Source organism: Microbulbifer sp. GL-2, from assembly GCF_007183175.1.
Classification (GTDB): Bacteria; Pseudomonadota; Gammaproteobacteria; order Pseudomonadales; family Cellvibrionaceae; genus Microbulbifer.
On the sequence record NZ_AP019807.1, the window covers coordinates 1,382,800 to 1,404,818 of the forward strand.

Consider the following 22,019-nt stretch of genomic DNA (forward strand, 5'->3'; position numbering starts at 1 on the left):
GAAATTTAACTAATAGCTGCGAATAGCTCTCAGAAATCTCCAATGGACTGGAAATTATCTAATTATGAGACGCAGTTAATTCTCACCCCTCCTCTTTCACCTCACCATAAACATGATAAATCTCCGGCACCCGGCCACGGTCATCCATCCGCATACCCAGGTCTCGAATCAGGCCATCGCGAATATCGTAGATCCAGCCGTGCAGGCTGAGGCGTTGGCCTCGGTCCCAGGCGTGCTGCACTATCTTGGTCATGGCCAGGTTTTGTACCTGTGCCATCACATTTAATTCACACAAGCGCGCTGCGCGCGATTCTTCATCGAGGGACTCCAGCTCTTGCTGGTGGTGAGCGTAGACATCCTTGATATGGCGCAGCCAGTTATCCACCAAGCCACATTCACTGTGACCCATGGCGGCCTGTACACCGCCACAACCGTAATGGCCACACACCACCACGTGTTCCACCTTGAGTACTTCTACGGCGTATTGCAGCACCGAGAGGCAATTAAAGTCTGTGTGTACCACCACGTTGGCGATATTGCGGTGAACGAACAGCTCCCCCGGTGCCATGCCCACAATCTCATTGGCGGGCACGCGGGAGTCGGAGCAGCCGATCCATAAATACTTGGGAACCTGCAGACGGCTCAGACGTTGGAAAAATTCCGGGTCCTTTGCCGTCCTCTCCTCTGCCCAGGCGCGATTGCGCGCGAAGAGTTGGCGAATCTCTGCCACCTCAGTGGGCCTCCCCCGATAAATCCAGGCCGGATATTTGCGCGGTTTGCACCATCTGTTGCAGGTAGTCGCTGGTCATTTGGCGGCGACGTTTTTCGGTCAGGTATTCTTCGATTCGCTCTGCGACATATTCGTATTCCAATGGGCGGCCCGGCTCGCACTGCTCTACATAAATCAAGTGCACGCCGTAGGGTGTCTCCACTGGCTCTGCAACCAAACCAGTGCCCTGCTCAAACACTGCGCGCTCGAAAGAGGCGACGGTATCGCCGCGTCCTACCTGGCCGAGGCTGCCGCCGGCTTCGGCGGAGGAACAGGCAGAGTGGGACTGGGCCAGCTGGGCGAAGGCTTGCAGCGGATTGGCATCTGCGCGGATCTGCTCCAGCATTTCCTCTGCAGCGGTGCGCGCCTTGGCGCAGGCTTCGGAGTCATCCGGTGCCGCCGGTATCAGGATATGGCGCACTTCGGCGAGGGGGTCGGAGCGGAACTTATGCGGGTGGGCTTCGAAGTAGGCACGGCACTCGGCTTCACTGGCCGGGCTCACCTGTAACTCGCCTTTGAGAAGGTCCGCCACTGCGCGATCGAATGCCTCGCTGTGCAGGTCTTCATCCGCTTCACACAGGCCCTGCCCGGCGGCTCGCTCACGCAAAAGCCAGCCGATTACCAGTGCGCGCGCGGCGCAGTAAATTGCTTGGCGCGGTGAGTCGGCGGGCTGGTATTGCATCTCCTGGTAAATCAGGTCTGCAGGGATTTCAGTTCCATTGACGGCCACTACCTCGGCCATTTCAAATTCGCCGCCGGCAGCATCAGTGGCCAGTAATGTATTCATGACTCAACTCCACACTGGGCCCGCCAGTGGCGGGCCATTTAATGATTGCAGGGGTTAGCGCGCTGTTCTGGCGCGGACTACCTGGTAATTGCGGCGGAAGTACTGCACTGGAACACTCCATACGTGCACCAGGCGACTGAAGGGGAACAGCAGGAACAGGGTCATGCCGAGGAAAATATGCAGTTTGTAGATGATGTTCACTCCGCTGATTGCGGCAGCTGCACCAGCACCATCCAGCGTGACAATGGACTGGGCCCAGGCCATCAGTTTGAGCATTTCGGCACCGTCCATATGACCGGCAGACACTGCGATGCTGATCAAACCGAGGATCAATTGGGCGTAGAGCATCAGCAGTATGGTCAGGTCCATCTTGGACGTGGTGGCGCGCACGCGCGGGTTGGTGAGACGGCGCTTAATGAGGATCGTAAGGCCGATAAAGCAGATCACCCCGAAGAAACCACCAATGCCCATGGCCATCATCTGCTTGGTGGAAGCTTCAATGCCCAGGAAGTGCCATACCGCCTTGGGCGTGAGAAGGCCGACAAAATGGCCCGCGAGAATGGCGATCACGCCGATATGGAACAGGTAACTGCCGATGCGCAATTGTTTGCGCTCCAATAACTGACTGGAGCCGGTGCGCCAGGTGTACTGGTCGCGGTCATAACGGATCAGACTCCCCACCAGGAACACCGTCAGGGCGACAAAGGGATAGATGGCAAAGAGCAGCGTATTTAGATAGTTCATCTTGTTACTCCTGTGGTGCGGGCTGGGCAGAATTCTGCGCCGCATCGGCAGCCCAGGTGAGGGGCTGGCCATCGCGGAGCTGGGTGGCACTCGGCCTCGTTATCGACTGGTCGCACTGGTTGGCGCCGGTGAAACTGACCACCTCTTCCTCCCAGATTTTGTCCAGGGCTTCCGGGGTGTCGTCGCGTTCCTCGTTGGCCACTTCTTCCTTAAGTGCAGTCAGATCGACAAAAACGCCTGCCATCAGCAGCAGTGAGTCCATCAACAAGTGATAGGGGCTGTCGCGCTTGGACAGGCGCGCGCTCAACAAGGCGATGACATGGGTGATGTCATGTACCCAGCCGTAAGCCTCTTCACCCTGGGTTGCGCAGAACTCCAGATAGGTGGGCAGGTAGTCCGGTAACTCGCGTTCATTCAGTTCAAGACCGGCACTACGATAGCGCGCGGTCAGATCTACCATGGCCTGGCCGCGATCGCGGGATTCGCCGTGAATATGCTCGAAGATATGCAGGGATACGGCGCGGCCGCGCTCGAACAGGCCGTCGTATTCACTCTGCCAGTCGAGCGCATCCATACGCTCGTAGTGGGAGATAAATGCCAACAGCATGTCGCGCAGGGGGGCATCCAGATCCTCGGATTCCGCCACCCAGTTGGTTAACTCATCCAAGTGCGCCACCAGCTCATCGGATGGGTAATCCAGTAGGCGGGCGATCAGGTTTAATACTTTCATCGGTTTTCTCCGCTCGACCTTAGTCGACCACTTTGGCGGGTATTACTTCGCGCACCGCCTGTTGCTTGCCACCGAAAATATTGGTGCTGTCATTGCCGGTGCTACAGCCGTTGCCGAAACTGAAACCACAGGAGGATTTCATGTCGTAGGCATTCTCGGCGTAGGCCTTGTGGCTTGAAGGCACTACGAAACGGTCCTCGTAGTTGGCCAGGGCCATATAGCGATACATCTCTTCCACCTGCTGTACGGTCAGGCCCGCTTCTTCCAGCAGTTCGCGCTCCTGTATGCCATCCACATGAATACCGCGCATATAGGCGCGCATCACAATCATGCGTTCCAGGGCGCGGGCCACTGGCTTCTCGTCGCCGGCGGTGAGCAGGTTGGCGAGGTATTGCAGCGGGATACGCAGGGTGGAAAGATCGGGGATCTCGGCGCCACGACCCACAGTGACGGTTTCCACTTGGCCTGCCTGAACCGCATTCTGGATCGGGGACAGGGGTGGCACATACCAAACCATGGGCAGGGTGCGGTACTCGGGGTGCAACGGCAGTGCGATCTGCCAGTCGATCGCCATTTTGTAGACAGGAGAATTTTGCGCAGCTTCGAGCCAGGCCTCGGGAATACCTTCGGCGCGGGCGGCTTCCTGAACCTTAGGATCGCTGGGGTCGAGGAAGATATCGCACTGGGCTTGGTAGAGTGCTTTTTCGTCTTCTACCGCAGCAGCTTCTTCGATGCGGTCGGCGTCATAGAGCAGCACCCCCAGGTAGCGGATACGACCTACACAGGTCTCGGAACAGATGGTGGGCTGGCCCGCTTCGATACGCGGGTAGCAGAAGATACACTTCTCGGATTTACCGGTTTTCCAGTTGTAGTAAATCTTTTTGTAGGGGCAGGCGGACACACACATGCGCCAGCCGCGACACTTGTCCTGGTCGATCAGGACGATACCGTCTTCTTCACGCTTGTAGATGGCGCCGCTGGGACAGGCAGAGACACAGGCCGGGTTGAGGCAGTGTTCGCACAGGCGCGGCAGGTACATCATAAAGGTGTTTTCAAATTCACCGTAAATGTCGGCCTGCACCTGCTCGAAGTTTTTGTCCTTTCTGCGTTTCTCGAATTCGGTGCCGAGAATTTCTTCCCAGTTGGGGCCCCATTCAATTTTTTCCATGCGCTCGCCACTGATCAGCGAGCGCGGGCGGGCCACCGGTTGGTGCTTCTGCTCCGGCGCCTTGTGCAGGGTCTGGTAGTCGAAATCAAATGGCTCGTAGTAGTCATCGATTTCCGGCATATCCGGGTTGCCAAACAGGTTGGCCAGTACCCGATGCTTACCGCCGATCTTGGGCTGCAACTTACCATTTTGCTTGCGTACCCAGCCGCCATTCCATTTGTCCTGGTTCTCCCATTCTTTGGGGTAGCCGACACCGGGCTTGGTCTCGACGTTATTGAACCAGGCGTACTCGACCCCTTCGCGGGAGGTCCACACATTTTTACAGGTCACTGAGCAGGTGTGGCAGCCGATACATTTATCGAGGTTCAGCACCATGCCGATCTGGGCTCTAACTTTCATTGCTATACCTCCTCTCGCGTCGGCTCTTTGACGTCTTCGCCATCCAGCCAGTCGACCTTGTTCATTTTCCTGACCACCACAAACTCATCCCTGTTGCAGCCCACAGTGCCGTAGTAATTGAAGCCATAGGACTGCTGTGCGTAGCCACCGATCATATGGGTGGGTTTCATCACGGCGCGGGTTACGGAGTTGTGGATGCCGCCACGGGTGCCGGTGGTTTCCGCCCCCGGTGTATTCACGATGCGCTCCTGGGCGTGGTACATCATGGCCATGCCGTCGGGCACCCGCTGGGACACCACCGCGCGGGCGGCGATGGCACCGTTGACGTTGAAGATCTCGATCCAGTCGTTGTCCTCAACCTCTGCCAGCTTGGCGTCGTTCTCACTCATCCATACGATGGGACCACCGCGGGACAGGGTGAGCATCAGCAGGTTGTCGGAGTAGGTGCTGTGAATGCCCCATTTCTGGTGTGGGGTGATCCAGTTCAGCAGGATCTCTTTGTTGCCGTTGGGCTTTTGGTTCAGCACCGGCTGCACGGTTTTCAAATTGATCGGTGGCTTGTACACACAAAGATTCTCACCAAAGTCGCGCATCCACTCGTGATCCTGGTAGAACTGCTGGCGGCCGGTGATGGTGCGCCAGGGAATCATCTCGTGCACGTTGGTGTAGCCGGCGTTGTAGCTCACATGCTCATCTTCCAGGCCGGACCAGGTGGGCGAGGAGATAATCTTGCGCGGCTGCGCCACGATATCGGCGAAGCGGATCTTCTCGTCTTCCTTAGGCTTGGCCAGATGGGTGTGATCGCGACCGGTGATCTTGCCCAGGGCTTCCCAGGCCTTCACCGCTACCTGGCCGTTTGTTTCCGGGGCCAGTGAGAGAATCATCTCGGCAGCATCTACCGCGCTGTCGATACGCGCGCGGCCATCGCGGGCAGTCTCATCCTTCCAGGTGCGGTTGAGCTTCTTGAGGAAGTCCACCTCGTCATCGGTGTTCCAGCTGATGCCCTTGCCGCCGTTGCCGAGTTTTTCCAGCAATGGGCCGATAGAGGTAAAGCGGTTGTAAGTATTGGGGTAGTCGCGTTCCACCTCGATCATGCTCGGCGCGGTAACGCCGGGAATCAGGTCGCACTCGCCCTTCCACCAGGCCTTGACCCCGAATGGCTGGGCGATTTCGGTGGGGGTATCGTGGTGGATCGGCAGGGTCACCAGATCCTTCTCCACCCCCAGGTGGCCGTCGGTCAGTTCGGAGAATTTCTTCGCGATGCCCTTGAAGATGTCCCAGTCACTGCGTGCTTCCCAGGCCGGGTCCACCGCTTTGGTGAGGGGGTGGATAAAGGGGTGCATGTCGGAGGTATTGAGATCGTCCTTCTCATACCAGGTTGCCGTTGGCAGCACGATGTCGGAGTAGAGACAGGTGGTGGACATACGGAAGTCCAGTGTCACCAGCAGGTCTACCTTGCCCTCACTGGGCGTGTCATGCCAGGCCACATCTTCCGGCTTCTTACCGCCAGCTTCGCCCAGGTCCTTACCCATCAGGCCGTGCTTGGTGCCGAGCAGGTGACGCAGCATGTACTCATGGCCTTTACCAGAGGAGCCGAGCAGGTTGGAGCGCCAGATAAACATATTGCGTGGGAAGTTCTGCGGGTTATCCGGATCCTGGTTGGCGAACTTGAGCGCACCACGCTTGAGCTGCTGCACGGTGTAGTCTTTGGCAGACATCCCCGCTGCGGCGGCATCTTTGGTCAGTTGCAGTGGGTTGATTCCCAGCTGCGGTGCAGACGGCAACCAGCCCATGCGTTCGGCGCGGCTGTTGTAGTCGATGATGGAAGCCTGCCACTTGCTCTTATCGGCCAGGGGCGAGACCACTTCGTCCATTTCCAGCTTCTCATAGCGCCACTGGCTGGCATGGTTGTAGAAGAAGGAGGTGCCGTTCATATGGCGCGGTGGACGCTGCCAGTCGAGGCCGAAAGCGAGTGGGGTCCAGCCGGTTTGCGGGCGCAGTTTTTCCTGCCCTACATAGTGGGCCCAGCCACCGCCACTCTGGCCGATACAACCGCACATCATCAACATATTGATGAGGCCGCGGTAGTTCATATCCATGTGGTACCAGTGGTTGAGCGCGGCACCCACAATCACCATGGAGCGTCCACGGGTCTTGTCAGCGGTGTTGGCAAACTCACGCGCTACCTGGATGACATTCTCGCGGCGACAGCCGGTCACCTTTTCCTGCCAAGCGGGGGTGTAGGGCTTGTCTTCGTCGTAGCTGTGGGCGCAGTTGGGATCGTCGAGGCCGTGCTCAACACCATAGTTGGCCAGGGTCAGGTCGTAGACACTGGCTACTTTCAGAATTTCGCCGTTTTTGTTTTGTACGAATTTCACCGGCACTTTGTAATCGATCACATCGCTGTGGTCGGTATGCTGGAAGTAGTCGTGTTCGTGGGTCTGGCCACCGAAATAGGGGAAGGCCACCTGGGCGATTTCATCGGCGCAATCTTTGAGGCTGAGTTTCAGCTCCACCTCTTCACCGTTGAGTCCATCGCGCTGTTCGATGTTCCACTTGCCCTGCTCACCCCAGCGGTAGCCCACAGAACCCTGCGGGGAAACCAGTTGGCCATCGTGATTAACGGCGATGGTTTTCCACTCTGGGTTATTCTCCTGGCCGAGATCTTCCGCCAGGTCGGATGCGCGCAGGAATCGGCCCTGCACCAGCTTGCCGTCGCGCTCTTCCAGGGTCACCAACATCGGCATATCAGTGGTGGTGCGCACATACTCAGTGAAGTAAGCGCTGGGCTTGTCGACGTGGAATTCTTTCAGGATCACGTGGCCGAAGGCCATCGCCAGGGCCGCATCGGTACCCTGGCGCGGTGCCAGCCAGGTATCGCCAAACTTGGAGCACTCGGAGTAATCGGAGGTGATTACACAGGTCTTGGCGCCCTTGTAGCGCACTTCGCTGAGGAAGTGGGCGTCGGGGGTCCGGGTCTGCGGTACATTGGAGCCCCACACGATCAGGTAATTGGAGTTGTACCAGTCGGCAGACTCGGGCACATCGGTCTGCTCACCCCAGATCTGCGGTGAAGCCGGCGGCAAGTCACAGTACCAGTCGTAGAAACTCAGGCAGTTGCCGCCAATCAATGACAGATAGCGGGCGCCTGCAGCGTAGGACACCATGGACATGGCGGGAATCGGCGAGAAGCCGGTCACCCGGTCAGGGCCGTATTTCTTGGTGGTGTAGACGTTGGAAGCGGCGATCAGCTCGTTGACCTCATCCCACTTGATACGCACAAATCCGCCCATACCCCGGCGCTCTTTGTAGGACTGCGCCTTGGCCGGGTCTTCGACGATGCTGGCCCAGGCTTCCACCGGGTCGCTGTACCTCAACTTGGCCTCGCGCCACAGCTTTACCAGGCGCTTGCGGATCTTCGGGTACTTGAGACGGTTGGCAGAGTACATGTACCAGGAGTAACTGGCACCGCGCGGGCAGCCCCGCGGCTCGTGGTTGGGCAGGTCCGGGCGGGTGCGCGGATAGTCGGTCTGCTGGGTTTCCCAGGTAACCAGGCCGTCTTTGACGTAAATCTTCCAGCTACAGGAGCCGGTACAGTTCACCCCGTGAGTGGAGCGCACGATCTTGTCGAACTGCCAGCGGCGACGGTAGCCATCTTCCCAGCTGCGATCGTCGTCGGTCTTTTCCCCGTGTCCTCCGGAAAAAGGCTCTTTTTGTTTCTTCAGGTATTTCAGTCGGTCCAGGAAATGGCTCATGCGGTACTCCCAGGGCATCGGAATGCGGTTAAAGCATCGGTTTAACGGGAATATAAAAGGCCCCACTCCTGGGATCACCTGACCAAAAAGGGGTAGAAAAGCGACGAACTACCCCTGAATAGGTAGGGAAACGGCGCCAACTGATGGATAAGGTTGTACGCGAGCCCCGGTGTGGCTGGGGCTCCGCTCAAATAACGAGCAATAGATCAAAATTTGTGCAAAACTGGCGTTCTTTGGTGGTACTCACAACTTTTGCTGCCAGCGCGCGGCACAATATGAGTGAGCCATCCATTGCCGCCCGAGAGCGAAGTGAACCAGATATGCTGAACCGAATCCGACAGTCCATCGTCTACCGCATCGGTACCCTGATGCTGCTCACCGTGCTGGTATCCCTGAGTTCAATGATGGCTTCCTACATCATCTCTGATGCCGCCGAAAATGATGCTGCCGCGGTCAATCTGGCCGGCTCCCTGCGTGCCATGAGCTACAGGCTCGCGGCTACGGCGCCTTCCGGTGATATCGAGGCCACCGCCGAACTGGCGGATGGGGTGGCGCGGCGCCTTGAGCGTGTATTGAGCATTTCTGACTTCAGCGCCAGCGACAATCTCCGCGCGGCACGTAACTACCGCAAAGTTATCGACAGCTGGGAAGGCGAGATCCGCCCACTGTTGGAATCCATTGCCGCGGGCCGCTCTGCAATGGATTCCCTACAGCTTGCCGATCGCCTGGAGCCGTTTATCGACGATGTGGATACCCTGGTATTCGATTACCAGACTATCGCCGAGGAGAAGATCACCCTGCTGCGCCTGGTTCAGGTAGGCTCCCTGTTTGCCATTGTGGCACTGGTATACCTGTCCCTATATATCTTGCACCGCTCCGTAGAACAGCCCCTGAAGCAGCTCACCAACCGCTCCTTGAGCATTGCACAAGGGGACTTTAACCAGCATCGCCTGGAGATCGACAGCGAGGATGAGCTGGGGGTGCTGGCACGCACCATCAACTACATGAGCGATGAGATCCATGCGACCCACCGGGACCTGGCCCACCGCGTAGAGTTGAAGACTGCACAGCTGCAGAAGAGCCATGAAGCACTGGATTTCCAGTACCGTTTGGCGCGGCGCATCAGCGAGGGCCCCCTGGCTGGCGCAGAACTGGGGCAGTGGCTGGGGGAGTTCGCCAATGTTGCCGACCTGAATAACCTGGACCTATGCCTGATGACCCCTGAGGGCGAAGCCCCCTATGAACACCTGGTCCAGGGTTTCGGCAACAGCCATTGCAGTGGTAGCGAGTGCCGTATGTGTGTGAGTACCTGCGGCCCTTCCGATGAAGGCGATTTGCGCGTATACCGTTTTCCGCTGGAGGTGGACAAGCGCAATTACGGCGTGCTTATGTGCACCCTGCCACGGGGCAACGATCTCGACGATGAGCAGCAGCAGCGCCTGGCCACCTTTGCCGACAGCGTCACCGCTGCCATCGCCATCAATGAACGTGAGGCTCAGGAGCGCCGCGTGGCCCTGCTGGATGAACGCGCGATTATCGCGCGGGAACTGCATGACTCCCTGGCCCAATCCCTTTCCTACCTGAAAATCCAGGTGACACGGCTCAATCGTGCCAACCGCAGTGAGCAGGTAGACAAGGCCAAGGTGGAAGAAATTATCACCGAGTTAAAAGAAGGCCTGGATTCCTCTTACCGCCAGCTACGCGAACTGCTCACCACATTCCGCCTGCAAATAGGTCCCGGCGGTCTGCGCAGTATCCTGGAACAATCTATTCTCGCTTACCGCGAGCAGCATCCACAGATCACTGTCCTGCTCGACTACCATCTGGACGAGGTTCCCCTCACCCCGCATGAGGAAATTCACCTGCTGCAGCTGGTTCGCGAGGCCTCGCAAAATGCGGTCTATCACTCCCAGGGAGACATGGTGCAGATCAGCCTGACCCAGGCCGATAACCAATCCCTCAACGTGCGCATTCGCGATAACGGTATCGGTATCAGCAGCGCCCCAGAAAAACGCAATCATTTCGGTATGTCGATCATGCAGGAACGCGCCAGCAACCTGAACGGAAAGCTGAATATCCGCCGACGCGATGAGGGTGGTACCGAAGTTCGGTTTAACTTTATTCCTCTATATGCCCGGGAGCGGGAATTAGTTTGGAAGGACGCAGGGTGATAGCACCCTGCCCTAGATAGAAGAGCCACTGGGTACGGATAAATAATCGCCGCACCCAGTTTTTAAAATTGGCGAATACTTCTATTAATAAATTTCAGCGATATATCCCTTTATTTTCCGATTAATTCCCCCTTGTGACGGTAGGTCGCTATGAGGCTAGGTGTCTGCTCATTACGGGGTTCACCCAGTCCCAAACATGCCTAGGGTAAAAAATACTGTCTCCTAAATTGGCCCCAAAAGGCCAATACCTCCCATATATGCTAAAAGTAATTATCGCCAGCCACTCCATGGATTTATACCGATTCATCATGGTGAATAAGTCTTGTTTAGGGGCTGGCATCCCATTTTCTACCGTGCAATGACAATATTGATCTAATAAAGAGGAGAGGTTAATGAAACTGAATTCATTGTCCATCGCCGTTTTTTCAATAATGGCGATGCTTGTACTGGCCTATTCCACTTTCACAACCGCCGATAGCCACAATAAAAAGGAAAAAGATCCATCAACTGCCAAACATGGTGCTAGCGAGAAAGCCTGGTCTGATGCGGGAGATAACAAGCGGTTTACGATCTTTAAAGCTGAGCTAACTACCGCTAATGAAAATATGCTCGGTAAAAAAGTCAATCCACAAACACCCAAAGATGCCAATGGTTTCTTAATCGGCGCCTACAACAACCAGACGCATATGCTGAGCTTTATGGTTGGTTACAGCGATCTATCACAGGACGGAGTCGCCATGTCGCATTTCCACCTCCAGTGTTCGGGCGGTGGCAAGGAACCACCTATTTGCAAACCTGGCAAAGCGAGTGGCCCGATTATTCAAACTATCTGTGGTATGCCAACTCAACCCGGTATGGTCCCCGACTGGCCCGCTACCAAAACAGATAAGGATAAACATGGACTCGAAAAGAAATGCTCTGAGGGTAACAGCGGTTTTATTATGGGGAAATGGCTTGTCGAGGAGCCTTATCGGAAAGGTTTAATGGATAACAAAGTTTTCATTAACTTGCATACAAAACTGGACCCCAAAGGCGAAGTCTCTGGACTATTGATAAAAGATAAATAGTATTCAGTGCATGTTCTGCTTGGCCAATTTCGACAACCCTATGGAGAGCGGTGATGTCCAACTACACCACATCTTTTTTCAGCCCAAGTTCCCGGGGAGATGCTTACAAAGCGGTAGCCGAAAAAATGTCCCATTGGTGGACACCGGTAAGCGCACCCTTTCTTAAGGTGGGCGACACTGCCAAAACCGGTTTTAAGGGAGAGTCTTACTGGGTTTTCCGCGCCAAAACCTTGAAGCCAGAAAAACTGATTGAACTTGAATGCATCGAGTCAAATATGGTGTCCGATAACGTGGATGATCCCGAGGAGTGGAAGGGCAGCACCCTGCGCTTCGAATTTTCTGACGAGAATAAGGGAACTCTGGTTACTTTTATCCATATTGGCCTATCTCCTGAGATGAAATGCTGGGATATGTGTAAAAGTGGCTGGGACCATTATCTACCAGGTAGCCTTAAGGATTTCTTGAGCGGCAATGGAGGCCGCCCAAATACTTACTAGCAAAAAAAATGAGCTTTAGAAACAGCCTTCTGGTAGGAGACTGCTTGACTAGTGGCCTAATCACAGCAGCCACAACATTTACTACCAAAGCTTGTATTGGGTTGTGTAAGAGCCTCTTTTAATCGTAGGAATGCTTTCTTTATATCGTCTCTAGGTGCTGCAAAATTCACCCGAGCAAACTGGATTGCGTCATTGTCGAACCAAGTACCAGGTGCAGCACCAAAACCGGCCTCAGCCAACTTCCCAATAAGCGTACTATCCTCAAAGCCTGTTTTTGAAAAGTCCAGCCAGACCTGGTAGGTACCTTGTACCGGAGTCATTTTTACTGCCGGTAATTCCTCCAGCAGAAACTGTTTCATCCACCTCAAACTATCCTGAAGATAATCCAGCAACTGATCCAGCCAGGCATCCCCTTTTTCAAAAGCGGCGATAGTTGCAAAAGTAGTAAAGGCATTTCCATTACTCAGGTACATGGATTCAGCCGTATCATTTACCATCTTCCATAGCTTGCTGTTTTTGGTATAGATGTATCCGTTGGAAATACTCTGCATACCAAAAGTCTTGGCTGGAGAACCGATCAAGGCTACATGCTTATCAGAATCCAGAGTCATCAAGCTGGTAAATCGATATCCAGAATAAATAATATCCCCGTGGATTTCATCGCTGATAATTGTTACATCATATTTATTAGCTAGTTGCAGGAGCTTTTCCAGTTCCTCCTTTTGCCAAACCCTTCCAACCGGATTGTGCGGGTTGCATAAGACCATAACCTTAAGCTCAGGAGCCTCAAGCTTCTTCTCCAGATCAGCAAAGTCCATCCGGTAGTATGCATCACTCACACGTAATGGACTTTTGACAATTTTACAGCCTGCACTTTGGATCACTTTGCTGAATTGGTGATAGACCGGCGGTTGAATCAGAACGGCATCACCTTTTTTAGTAAGCTCACGGATTAACAGTGCAATCCCGGTTAATACGCTGGTAACCTGTATAAATTTGTCCGTTTGCAGATATAGGTTATGCCGCCGCTGATACCAGCCGCTAATTGCTCGAAATACCCCCTCGGGATAAAATTCGTAGGCGAATTGCCCTCTATCTACCAACCTCTGCAATTCAGCTCTAATAGGATCGGCTACGGTAAAATCCATATCCGCTACCCAGAAGGAGATTACTTTCTCTGTGCCAAAAATGTTTTTTAGTACCGATGGGCTGTTACGCACAAAGTGATTTTCAGCACTGAAATTATTTTTATCAAAGTCCATCATTGCTCCTACATGTGGTTCAGGGGTTTATGAGAAAAACAGGTGGAACAGCAGACCTGCAAAAATTGCCATACCGAAGATCACTAGCAGGAAAGCCGCTACCATTGGTTTGCGGAACATCGACTTCAGTAGGATCACCTCAGTTAGGCTGGCACCGGCACTGCCAATAATCAATGCCATTACTGCCCCCATACTCATGCCCTTTGCGAGCAGCGCCGCAGATAAGGGGATTACGGCCTCAGCACGGATATATAGCGGGACCCCAATTACTGCCGCGAAAGGGATGGCGAGAGGGTTATCGGTTCCAGCATACTTTGCAATAAAATCTGCAGGTATAAAGCCGTAGGTGAAAGCTCCGATTGCGATCCCAATCAACAGATAGGGCAGTACTTTCTTAAACTGGCTCCAGGTTTCCCGCCAGATCCGCACCCAGCGATTGTCCTGCACGGCACTGAACGCAACGGTACCATCGCAAGCGGCGACTTGGGGAAGGGGTTCATTGCAAGCTTTCTCTTCTGTACAAGTAGTTGCAGATTCAATGACACCACAGCCGCCAGTCTCTGATTTTTTGGGTTTACTCGCACCAGAGCAGCTGCTTCCAGTGTTCCCCTCCAATACCTCCGGGCGAATGAAGCGAGCAAAGTTGAGCCGCTCCAATACATACCCAGCAGTCACTGAAACCACCAGTGCCGTTGCGGCATAAACCAGAGTGACATTAAGGCCGAAGGTCACAAGGAATAGGCCAATAATGATGGGATTCAAAAGTGGCGAAGTGAACAAGAAGGTGACTGTTGGTCCAAAACCGGCTCGGGCTTTCAACAGGCCGCTCAGCATAGGAATGGTTGAGCAACTACAGAATGGTGTCAGACCACCGAGTATCGCCGCAGAAAAATAGCCACGGCCATTCTTTGAGCTGAGAATAGCCTGGATTTTTCCTGACGGCAGGTATTCCTGAATTACGCCAATAATAAAACTAATTACCAAAAATAACGCTGTCAGCTCGATGCCCAGCAATACAAACATGCCCAGCGCCTCTTCAAACATTACAAGAACTTCTTGGGACATTGCATTCATTCCATATTTCTAGTTTCATGGAAATATATTAGTACAGCTTTTTTGTGGCTACAAGTTACTTCTAGTAATATAGAAATATCTAAACCCCAGGAACGCAACAATGCAGACAGAGATAGCCGCCAAGTGCTTCGCTGAGTTAGGCCATTTAACCCGTCTGGAGATATTCCGCCTATTGGTCAGGGGTGGCCCAGAGGGCATGCCTGTTGGAGAAATACAGGCAGCGCTGGATGTCCCCGGCTCCACTCTCTCCCACCACATTACCCGTTTGGTATCTGTGGGGTTGGTAGTTCAACGACGAGAGGGCCGCACCCTCTATTGTGTACCTCAGTATGAAGAACTATTCAGGCTGGTGGAATTCCTGCAAGAGGAGTGCTGTATTGATGGAGGGCTACGGAACAACCTTTAGAGACAGAGATAAACTGACTGAGAGGCCACTACATTTATCGGCCAGCTCTGGTGGTAAAACCGCAAGTTAACCAGGTTAAGGACTGAATAGGAACAACCAGCGTAAAATAGAAAGCAGAATCACTTTCCGCCTATTTAGCTGGCATTCAATAAATAAAAAAATACAATAGTCATGGAAGATGGCCAAAAATAAAATTAGCAGATATTCACAGCCACTCCCCAATCTTCTTCACCCAGCTCGCACAGGATAATATCTGTACCCGTAAGGTCCCGGATAACCTGACCACCACCCTCCCCCTGGGCGCCGTCTATTTCAATCACACTGAATTCCTAAAATACCACAAAATAAATTTGAATATTTTTTTTGAATTACGCAGTAGAGCGCAGTTTTACCCGGTCATTAAGTACGCCGTCGAGGCCACCATACACTGAAATTTTATCAGTCCGTGTACTGACCTTTTCCAGAGATTCCATTTCTTTCAGCCGCAACAACTCAGGGTTATTATCCATCATCTTGACTGCGTTATGCAGGGAGTCTATAGCCTGAGTTTCTTCACGACGTTTGATCAAATTTTCCTCGGATTCCTTTTGCGCTTCCACTACTTGATTAAGAATCATCTTCATATCGCCAGGTAAAATAATATCTTTCACTCCAACGCTGGCAATTTCAATGCCGTATTCGACTAATTTTTTACGAATACCCGCAGAAATAACAATATTCAGGCGATCTTTATCGGCCAACAGACTATCCAGAGTCTGTGTGCCTACTGCCTCACGAAGATGTAACTGTAATTCCCGATAAATAAAGCTCTTGTAGTCACTGAGTTTTAGCGCCACCTTTTGTGGTTCGGTAATTTTAAAAATTCCGCTCAGATTAATACGCAAGCTGACCCGATCCTTGGTAAGAATTTCCTGGCCACTCACCTCAACAGTTTGCAGGCGCATGTCCATCAATTTCACCACGATAGATCGATTGTATTTCCAGAACCCATAACGACCCGGATGCAGGGTTTTTTCCAATTTGCCGTTTACAACCAAAAGACCTACGTGCTCACCGGGAATTTCATTGTAGCTAACCGCCTGGGCGGCAATACGCATTTGCCCAACCTTAACTCCGCGACTAAGCAGACCCAATACATGGTCATCAATGGAGTATTCCTTTGAAATATCCACAATACCCACACGCACGGTTTCACTACCCCTCCACACAGCACGATAAGTACCAGGAGGAAGAATATCCACCAGATGACCGTCCTGATAAAAAAGGCCTACTTGCTGATCAGACAACTCATAGGACTGCAAATATTCACCTAATATTTTTCCATAAATATTCAGCAAGAATTTTGCTTTAATCGCATCAAAAACTACTTCGGTAATATCATAGGTCTCCACCCGCACATCACCGGAAAGCAGCCAGATACGGTGACGTCCAGGGGGCAATACCCTTTCAAATCGACTGCGGCGAAACAGCAATGCACGCTCGTGATCAGCCACATCCACAATCTTCCATATTTTAAAGAGAGATTTCATTTCTCCGATCTCTTGTCTTTTTATTCCTTTTGGGCGGGGCCCACCCAACCACAGGTTGGTCTAATGTTTGTACACAGCAGTTATGCAGAACTTCCCCTCCGCCCATCAAGGACAACACAGCCACTATCTCTGGCCCACGCTGACTATCCTTTGACACAGACTACCTGCTTGAGGGTGTAAACGATTTCCACCAGGTCTTTTTGTGCTGCCATAACCTTTTCAATAGATTTGTAGGCCGATGGGGTTTCGTCGATCACACCTTCGTCTTTACGGCATTCAACATCGGCGGTAGCCGCGCGGTGTTCCTCCAGGGAGACCAGTTTCTTTGCCTTGGTTCGAGACATCACCCGCCCGGCACCATGGCTACAACTGCAGAAGCTTTCCTCATTACCCAGCCCCCGAACAATAAAAGATTTGGCCCCCATACTCCCGGGAATAATGCCCATTTCATCAACACGCGCTCTTACAGCCCCCTTGCGCGTCACCAGTACATCCTTGCCGTAGTGATGCTCACGGGAGACGTAATTGTGATGGCAGTTGACCGCCTCCATGCGCGCATCAAAATCCATTCCCAGTACCTGCTGTACCGCGTTAATAGTGCGCGCCATCATTACCTCACGATTAATGCGGGCAAACTCCTGCGCCCATTCCACCGCCTGCACATAATCATCAAAGTGTTCCGTGCCCTCAGGAAAATACGCTAAGTCACTGTCTGGCAGGTGGATATGCCAGCGCTCCATATCCCGCTTGGCCTTCTCGATAAAGTAGGTACCAATACGATTCCCCACACCACGGGAACCGCTGTGTAACATCAGCCATACGCTACCATGCTCGTCCAGGCACATCTCAATAAAGTGGTTACCGGTGCCGAGGGTTCCTAAATGATTGATATTGTTGGTATTTTTTAATATCGGATGTCTTTCTTTGAGTAGCTCAAACTGAGCTGCCAGAGGTGTCCAACCGCCCAGTACATCATCTGGTACATTGGCCCAAGCGCCCTTATCCCGCCCTTTCCTGCCACGGAAACCGCCGGTACGGCCGTGGGGTACTGCGCGTTCAATGGCATTGCGAACCCCTGCCAGGTTATCCGGCAACTGTGCTGCTGTAAGGCTGGTACGCACCGCCATCATGCCGCAGCCGATATCCACACCCACTGCAGCGGGGATTACCGCACCCAGGGTAGGTACCACACTGCCAATAGTGGCGCCTTTACCAAGATGTACATCGGGCATTGCCGCCACCCATTTATGGATAAATGGCATCTGCGAAACATTTCTGAGCTGAGCCCTTGCCTCCTCCTCAAATGGCACACCCAGGGTCCAAGACTTGATGGGGACGCCGCCTTCCTGCATCACTTCATAGGGCAATGGATTCATCTCTCGCTCCTTTTGAAATCTTGTGAAACCGCGTTTTCATTTCATACGCTTCGTTTGCCATTGATATAGCGAATAGAGTGCCAACTTTGTAAAAATTCCTGATTGCACATTAAATTATTGTTTTTAATAGAAATTTATTTTTATTCAAAGCTTCCAGGCAGCTTTGACAAGTTACAAAATATTTATAAATCTATCTTTTTAGATAGTAATTTAATATTTTAGATAACATGAAAACAGTAGCTATCAGTATTCTCGGTACCACTAAAGACCGGCGTGGCAGGACCGACAAACGCTGGGACAAGTGGCGGCCCAATATTTCCATGTGTCAGCACGATGACCTACTTATCGATCGGCTGGAACTCCTGTTCGACAACCACTCAAAGGGCCTGGCCGACCAAGTTACCGAGGACATAGCGCAAGTTTCTCCAGAATCGGAAGTGGTCCACCATCGGGTTAACTTCGGCGATCCTTGGGACTTCGAGAACGTTTACAGCCACCTGTTGGATTTCGCCCGAGCCTATACATTCAAGCCCGATGAAGAGCAGTACCTGATACATATCACTACCGGGACCCACGTGGCGCAAATCTGCCTTTACCTGCTTACCGAAGCCGGCTATTTCCCCGGACGCTTGCTGCAGACCTCCCCCTCGCATAAGAACAGCAACCTGCCGGGTCAGTACCAGATTATCGATCTCGACCTGTCCAAATACGATCAGATTGCTTCGCGCTTCCAACGGGAACACCAGGAGGGCACCACCTACCTGAAAGGCGGTATCGAGACCAACAATCTGGCCTTCAATCAGATGATCGAGCAGTTGGAGCAGGTCTCTATCCGCTCCGATGCGCCCATTCTGATTACAGGGCCAACAGGAGCTGGCAAATCGCAACTGGCCCAGCGTGTCTATGAGTTGCGCAAGCAGCGTGGAAAACTGGAGGGAGGTTTGGTGGCAGTGAACTGCGCCACCCTGCGCGGCGAAAATGCCATGTCCGCCCTGTTCGGCCACCGCAAGGGAGCCTTTACCGGCGCCACCACACATCGCCCAGGGCTGTTAATGGAAGCTGATAAGGGCCTGCTTTTTCTTGACGAGATCGGCGAGCTGGGACTGGACGAGCAAGCAATGCTGTTGCGAGCCATAGAGCACAAACACTTTATGCCTTTTGGCTCTGACAAAGAAGTGAGCAGTCACTTTCAACTGATCGCTGGCACTAATCGAGACCTTATTCAGCTCAGCCGCGATGGTAAATTTCGTGCAGACCTACTGGCCCGTATTGACCTGTGGACTTACCGCCTGCCCTCCCTGCGTGAGCGTATTGAAGACCTGGAACCCAATATCGATTTTGAATTGGAAGCTTTCTCGAGAAGGTCCGGCCACCTTGTCAGCTTTAATAAAGCCTCACGTGAAAAATACCTCAACTTTGGAGGTTCAGCCCAAGCCAGCTGGTCTGCCAACTTCCGCGATCTCAACGCCAGTATCTTACGTATGGGTACCCTCGCTGACGGCGGGCGCATCACTACGCAAGTGGTGGAGGAGGAAATCCAGCGATTGCGGCTCAAGTGGCAAGCCCCTCAAGACAATTCATCACTCCCATTCGCACGTATTGATACTCTGCTTGGCCCCGGTAGCACCGAGCAGATGGATTACTACGAACAGGTCAAATTGGCAGGGTTGATCCAAGTGTGTGAAGAGTCCAGCTCCATGGCCGAAGCCGGACGCAAGCTTTTCCAGGTGAGTCGCGCTACAAAAAAATCTAGCAATGACTCCCACAGGGTACGCCAACTACTGGAAAAATACGGACTAAAATTCGAGCAGATTAATAAAGCCTAGGGCCCTGTTGAAGCCATTTTGTTAATCTCAACCCAGAACCTCAATGATGGATCATGGAATGAGATACGCTTGCATAACTCCGCTTTTTCTAATTCTCAGTGCCTGTGAGCCGACACAGTTTGCAGGCGGCACCGCCCTGCCAGATGGCTCCGTGTACAAAGGCGACCTTCAAAATGGCCTGTTCCACGGCCAGGGGCAACTGCAATGGCCCGATGGCAATCAATACCATGGAGAGTTTCGCAGTGGACGTATGAGTGGTCTGGGCGTGCTCACCGACACAGAAGGCTGTATCTATGAAGGCGGATTCCTGAATGGAGAACTCCATGGAAAAGGTCGCTATGCCTGCGGCGAAAATCAGTGGTCCGGCCAGTTCAGGGAAGGGGAACTGCAGAAAGGCTCAGTGAAGTGGGCTAACGGTGAAATTTACAGTGGTGAGTTCCTGGGTTTTGATCCCCACGGAGAAGGAGAGCTGACCATCGAAGATGGCAGTCAATATAAGGGCACTTTTGAACAGGGGATGTTACAGCACGGAAGCTACACGGATAACGAAGGCTATAGTTACAATGGAAACTTCAAGTACAATTTTTATTCAGGCAAAGGGGAATTAACCCAACCTGACGGCACGATTATCCGAGCCAACTTCCGCTACGGTGAAGCGGATGGAAAAGGCCAGCGTGTGCGTACTGATGCCGAAGGCAATACTGTTGAGGAGCCCGGTTACTTTGCCGAGGGGGTCTACTTTCCAAGTGAGGCGGCCTGGCGCGCACAACAAGAAATTCCTGCGGCTCAGGCGGAAACCCGCCTTTATAGCGAGAGTGATCGCTTACAAAGCGCTATTGATGCACTGGTACCGCAGAGGCCCGGTGTACGTGATGTATACACACTGCTGGTAGGCGGTGATGGCACCTCTCCGGTTTTTGCCAGGGAATTGGATTGGGTGGCAGAGCGCCTTGGTGAAGCCTTTGATATTGACGGACGCATGTTGCGTCTGAGTAATGGCGGTAGCTACAGTTTCCCTCTCGCCACTCGAACCAGTATCCAGGAAAGTCTCGATGCCCTGGATCAGTTGCTGGACCCACAGGAAGACCTGTTGCTGGTACACCTTGTCAGCCACGGTGCCCGCAACGGCGATTTAACAATTGCCGAAGGCAAAATGCCACTAATTGATCTCTCTGTAGCAGACGGAAAAAAGTGGCTGGATAACCTTAATGCACAGTATCAATGGATAGTGATTTCTGCCTGTTATTCCGGCCAGTGGATTGAGCCCTTAAGTACCCCAAATCGTATCGTATTTACTTCCGCCGCCGATGATAGAACCTCCTTTGGTTGCAGCGATGACTCCCAGCGCACCTGGTTCAGTTCTGCGCTCTATGGCGATGCTCTACAGCAGGGAATAAAAGACCCCAAGGTTTGGTTTAGTACGGCGAACAAAAAGGTCACTGAAATGGAAAAGGAACAAGGGATTGAAGAAGATGCTCACTCCCTCCCCCAGTATTCCATCGGGAAAAATTTCCTGACATGGTGGAAGAAAAACAAAGAAGTCTATTGAAAGTTAAGTCTTGGCAACAAGCGAAAGGAGGTAATCACTTGGAGTTCACAGGCTGTTCTCTGGAATTGTTATCTATTTTATTTTTGGTTGCCGTAATTGCCGGCCTACTCGATACATTGGCGGGCGGTGGCGGCCTGATAACAGTACCGGCCTTAATCCTTAGTGGGGTACCACCACTGTCTGCCTTAGGTACCAACAAATTACAAGGCAGTATCGGTACGGCTACATCCTCTTATATGATGATTAGGAGTAACAAAATAAGCTGGGATGGAATTAAGAACTTAATGCTATCCGCCTTTATTGGCGCAGCCATTGGAACAATAGCCGTACAATTTGTCGATACTGCTTTCTTGTCTTTTATTATTCCTATAGTGCTGCTGCTTATTGCTGTTTATTTTCTGATTTCCCCGTCTATGATTCAGAATAATGATGAGCCAAAATTATCGAGCAGAAAATATAAATATGGGGTAATTCCATTTATTGGATACTATGACGGTATGTTCGGGCCTGGTACTGGATCATTTTTTACCTTGTCAGGCATTGCTTGCAGAGGACAGGATTTATTGACATCCACTGCGATGGCAAAGCCTCTTAACTTCTCTACCAATATAGCTTCTTTAATTGTATTTTTGCTTGCAGGACAAGTTGTGTGGGTCGTAGGCATCCTAATGATGGTTGGACAAGTCATAGGTGCGTGGATAGGGTCGCACTGTCTATTTAAAATTAATCCTACCTACCTGAGAGGAGTAGTCGTTCTTATATGTAGCACGATGCTAATAAAGTACGTCCACTCCATGGGATGGATAGACTTTATCTGAAAACAAGCAGTCTATTAGATTGTACAGAAAAATGGCCAGAAGCGTGTCTGCTTTCTCATGTGCAATCCCGCTCTAACAATTGAGAACGAGAT

At 52.5% G+C, this 22,019-nt stretch carries 18 protein-coding genes; 7 read left to right on the plus strand and 11 right to left on the minus strand.

The genetic code is table 11. The features are described 5' to 3' along the window. Window positions 1-82 precede the first annotated feature (82 nt). The 6 genes from can to GL2_RS06040 are packed head-to-tail and all read right to left on the minus strand — an operon-like array spanning window position 83 to window position 8,352. Window positions 83-730: a carbonate dehydratase gene (can, locus tag GL2_RS06015; RefSeq protein ID WP_143729773.1), complete on the minus strand. Its 648-nt coding sequence runs from the start codon at window positions 728-730 to the stop codon at window positions 83-85. Window position 731: 1 nt separating this feature from the next. Further along, window positions 732-1,556, minus strand: coding sequence for a peptidylprolyl isomerase (locus tag GL2_RS06020; protein WP_143729775.1), 825 nt, complete (start codon window positions 1,554-1,556; stop codon window positions 732-734). 54 nt (window positions 1,557-1,610) lie between these two features. After that, entirely contained in the window at window positions 1,611-2,300 is a 690-nt protein-coding gene (gene narI / locus GL2_RS06025; protein ID WP_143729777.1) for a respiratory nitrate reductase subunit gamma, read from the minus strand. Window positions 2,301-2,304: 4 nt separating this feature from the next. After that, window positions 2,305-3,030 carry a nitrate reductase molybdenum cofactor assembly chaperone gene (narJ, locus tag GL2_RS06030; protein WP_143729779.1) on the minus strand — a complete coding sequence of 242 codons (726 nt, stop codon included), beginning with the start codon at window positions 3,028-3,030 and terminating at the stop codon, window positions 2,305-2,307. A gap of 19 nt (window positions 3,031-3,049) precedes the next feature. After that, on the minus strand, window positions 3,050-4,597 hold the full coding sequence (narH, locus tag GL2_RS06035; RefSeq protein WP_143729780.1) for a nitrate reductase subunit beta: 1,548 nt from the start codon (window positions 4,595-4,597) through the stop codon (window positions 3,050-3,052). 2 nt (window positions 4,598-4,599) lie between these two features. After that, window positions 4,600-8,352, minus strand: coding sequence for a nitrate reductase subunit alpha (locus GL2_RS06040; protein ID WP_143729782.1), 3,753 nt, complete (start codon window positions 8,350-8,352; stop codon window positions 4,600-4,602). Between the two features lie 143 nt (window positions 8,353-8,495). Between GL2_RS06040 and GL2_RS06045 the strand changes: the two genes are divergently transcribed. The 3 genes from GL2_RS06045 to GL2_RS06055 all read left to right on the plus strand — a co-directional run bounded on the left by GL2_RS06045 (window position 8,496) and on the right by GL2_RS06055 (window position 12,087). Beyond that, window positions 8,496-10,523 carry a histidine kinase gene (locus GL2_RS06045; RefSeq protein WP_143729784.1) on the plus strand — a complete coding sequence of 676 codons (2,028 nt, stop codon included), beginning with the start codon at window positions 8,496-8,498 and terminating at the stop codon, window positions 10,521-10,523. Window positions 10,524-10,915: 392 nt separating this feature from the next. Continuing rightward, window positions 10,916-11,590, plus strand: a complete 675-nt coding sequence (locus GL2_RS06050) for a CHRD domain-containing protein (protein ID WP_143729786.1) — start codon at window positions 10,916-10,918, stop codon at window positions 11,588-11,590. A gap of 53 nt (window positions 11,591-11,643) precedes the next feature. Next, on the plus strand, window positions 11,644-12,087 hold the full coding sequence (locus GL2_RS06055) for an SRPBCC domain-containing protein (RefSeq protein ID WP_143729788.1): 444 nt from the start codon (window positions 11,644-11,646) through the stop codon (window positions 12,085-12,087). 56 nt (window positions 12,088-12,143) lie between these two features. Here the strand turns inward: GL2_RS06055 and GL2_RS06060 are convergent, their stop codons facing one another. Together GL2_RS06060 and GL2_RS06065 are read right to left on the minus strand one after the other, a co-directional pair. Further along, window positions 12,144-13,349 carry a MalY/PatB family protein gene (locus tag GL2_RS06060; protein WP_143732804.1) on the minus strand — a complete coding sequence of 402 codons (1,206 nt, stop codon included), beginning with the start codon at window positions 13,347-13,349 and terminating at the stop codon, window positions 12,144-12,146. 27 nt (window positions 13,350-13,376) lie between these two features. After that, entirely contained in the window at window positions 13,377-14,414 is a 1,038-nt protein-coding gene (locus GL2_RS06065; protein WP_143729790.1) for a permease, read from the minus strand. Window positions 14,415-14,523: 109 nt separating this feature from the next. On the opposite strand from GL2_RS06065, the gene GL2_RS06070 reads away from it, so the two are divergent. Beyond that, on the plus strand, window positions 14,524-14,829 hold the full coding sequence (locus tag GL2_RS06070) for a helix-turn-helix transcriptional regulator (RefSeq protein ID WP_143729792.1): 306 nt from the start codon (window positions 14,524-14,526) through the stop codon (window positions 14,827-14,829). A gap of 194 nt (window positions 14,830-15,023) precedes the next feature. On the opposite strand, the gene GL2_RS22110 is transcribed toward GL2_RS06070, so the two are convergent. From GL2_RS22110 to GL2_RS06080, 3 genes are all read right to left on the minus strand, one after another. Next, on the minus strand, window positions 15,024-15,149 hold the full coding sequence (locus GL2_RS22110; protein ID WP_255505849.1) for a hypothetical protein: 126 nt from the start codon (window positions 15,147-15,149) through the stop codon (window positions 15,024-15,026). A 48-nt stretch (window positions 15,150-15,197) separates the two neighbouring features. Next, window positions 15,198-16,358, minus strand: a complete 1,161-nt coding sequence (locus GL2_RS06075; RefSeq protein ID WP_143729794.1) for a slipin family protein — start codon at window positions 16,356-16,358, stop codon at window positions 15,198-15,200. Between the two features lie 143 nt (window positions 16,359-16,501). Next, on the minus strand, window positions 16,502-17,734 hold the full coding sequence (locus tag GL2_RS06080; protein WP_143729795.1) for an RtcB family protein: 1,233 nt from the start codon (window positions 17,732-17,734) through the stop codon (window positions 16,502-16,504). A 227-nt stretch (window positions 17,735-17,961) separates the two neighbouring features. Between GL2_RS06080 and rtcR the strand changes: the two genes are divergently transcribed. The 3 genes from rtcR to GL2_RS06095 are packed head-to-tail and all read left to right on the plus strand — an operon-like array spanning window position 17,962 to window position 21,927. Further along, on the plus strand, window positions 17,962-19,560 hold the full coding sequence (rtcR, locus tag GL2_RS06085) for an RNA repair transcriptional activator RtcR (protein WP_143729797.1): 1,599 nt from the start codon (window positions 17,962-17,964) through the stop codon (window positions 19,558-19,560). 58 nt (window positions 19,561-19,618) lie between these two features. Then, window positions 19,619-21,109 (plus strand): C13 family peptidase, encoded by a 1,491-nt coding sequence (locus GL2_RS06090; protein WP_232053774.1) that lies wholly within the window; start codon window positions 19,619-19,621, stop codon window positions 21,107-21,109. Further along, complete coding sequence (locus tag GL2_RS06095) at window positions 21,079-21,927, plus strand: TSUP family transporter (protein ID WP_143729801.1); 849 nt, start codon at window positions 21,079-21,081, stop codon at window positions 21,925-21,927. Before GL2_RS06090 ends, GL2_RS06095 begins: the two co-directional genes overlap by 31 nt. The last annotated feature ends 92 nt before the right edge of the window (window positions 21,928-22,019 follow it).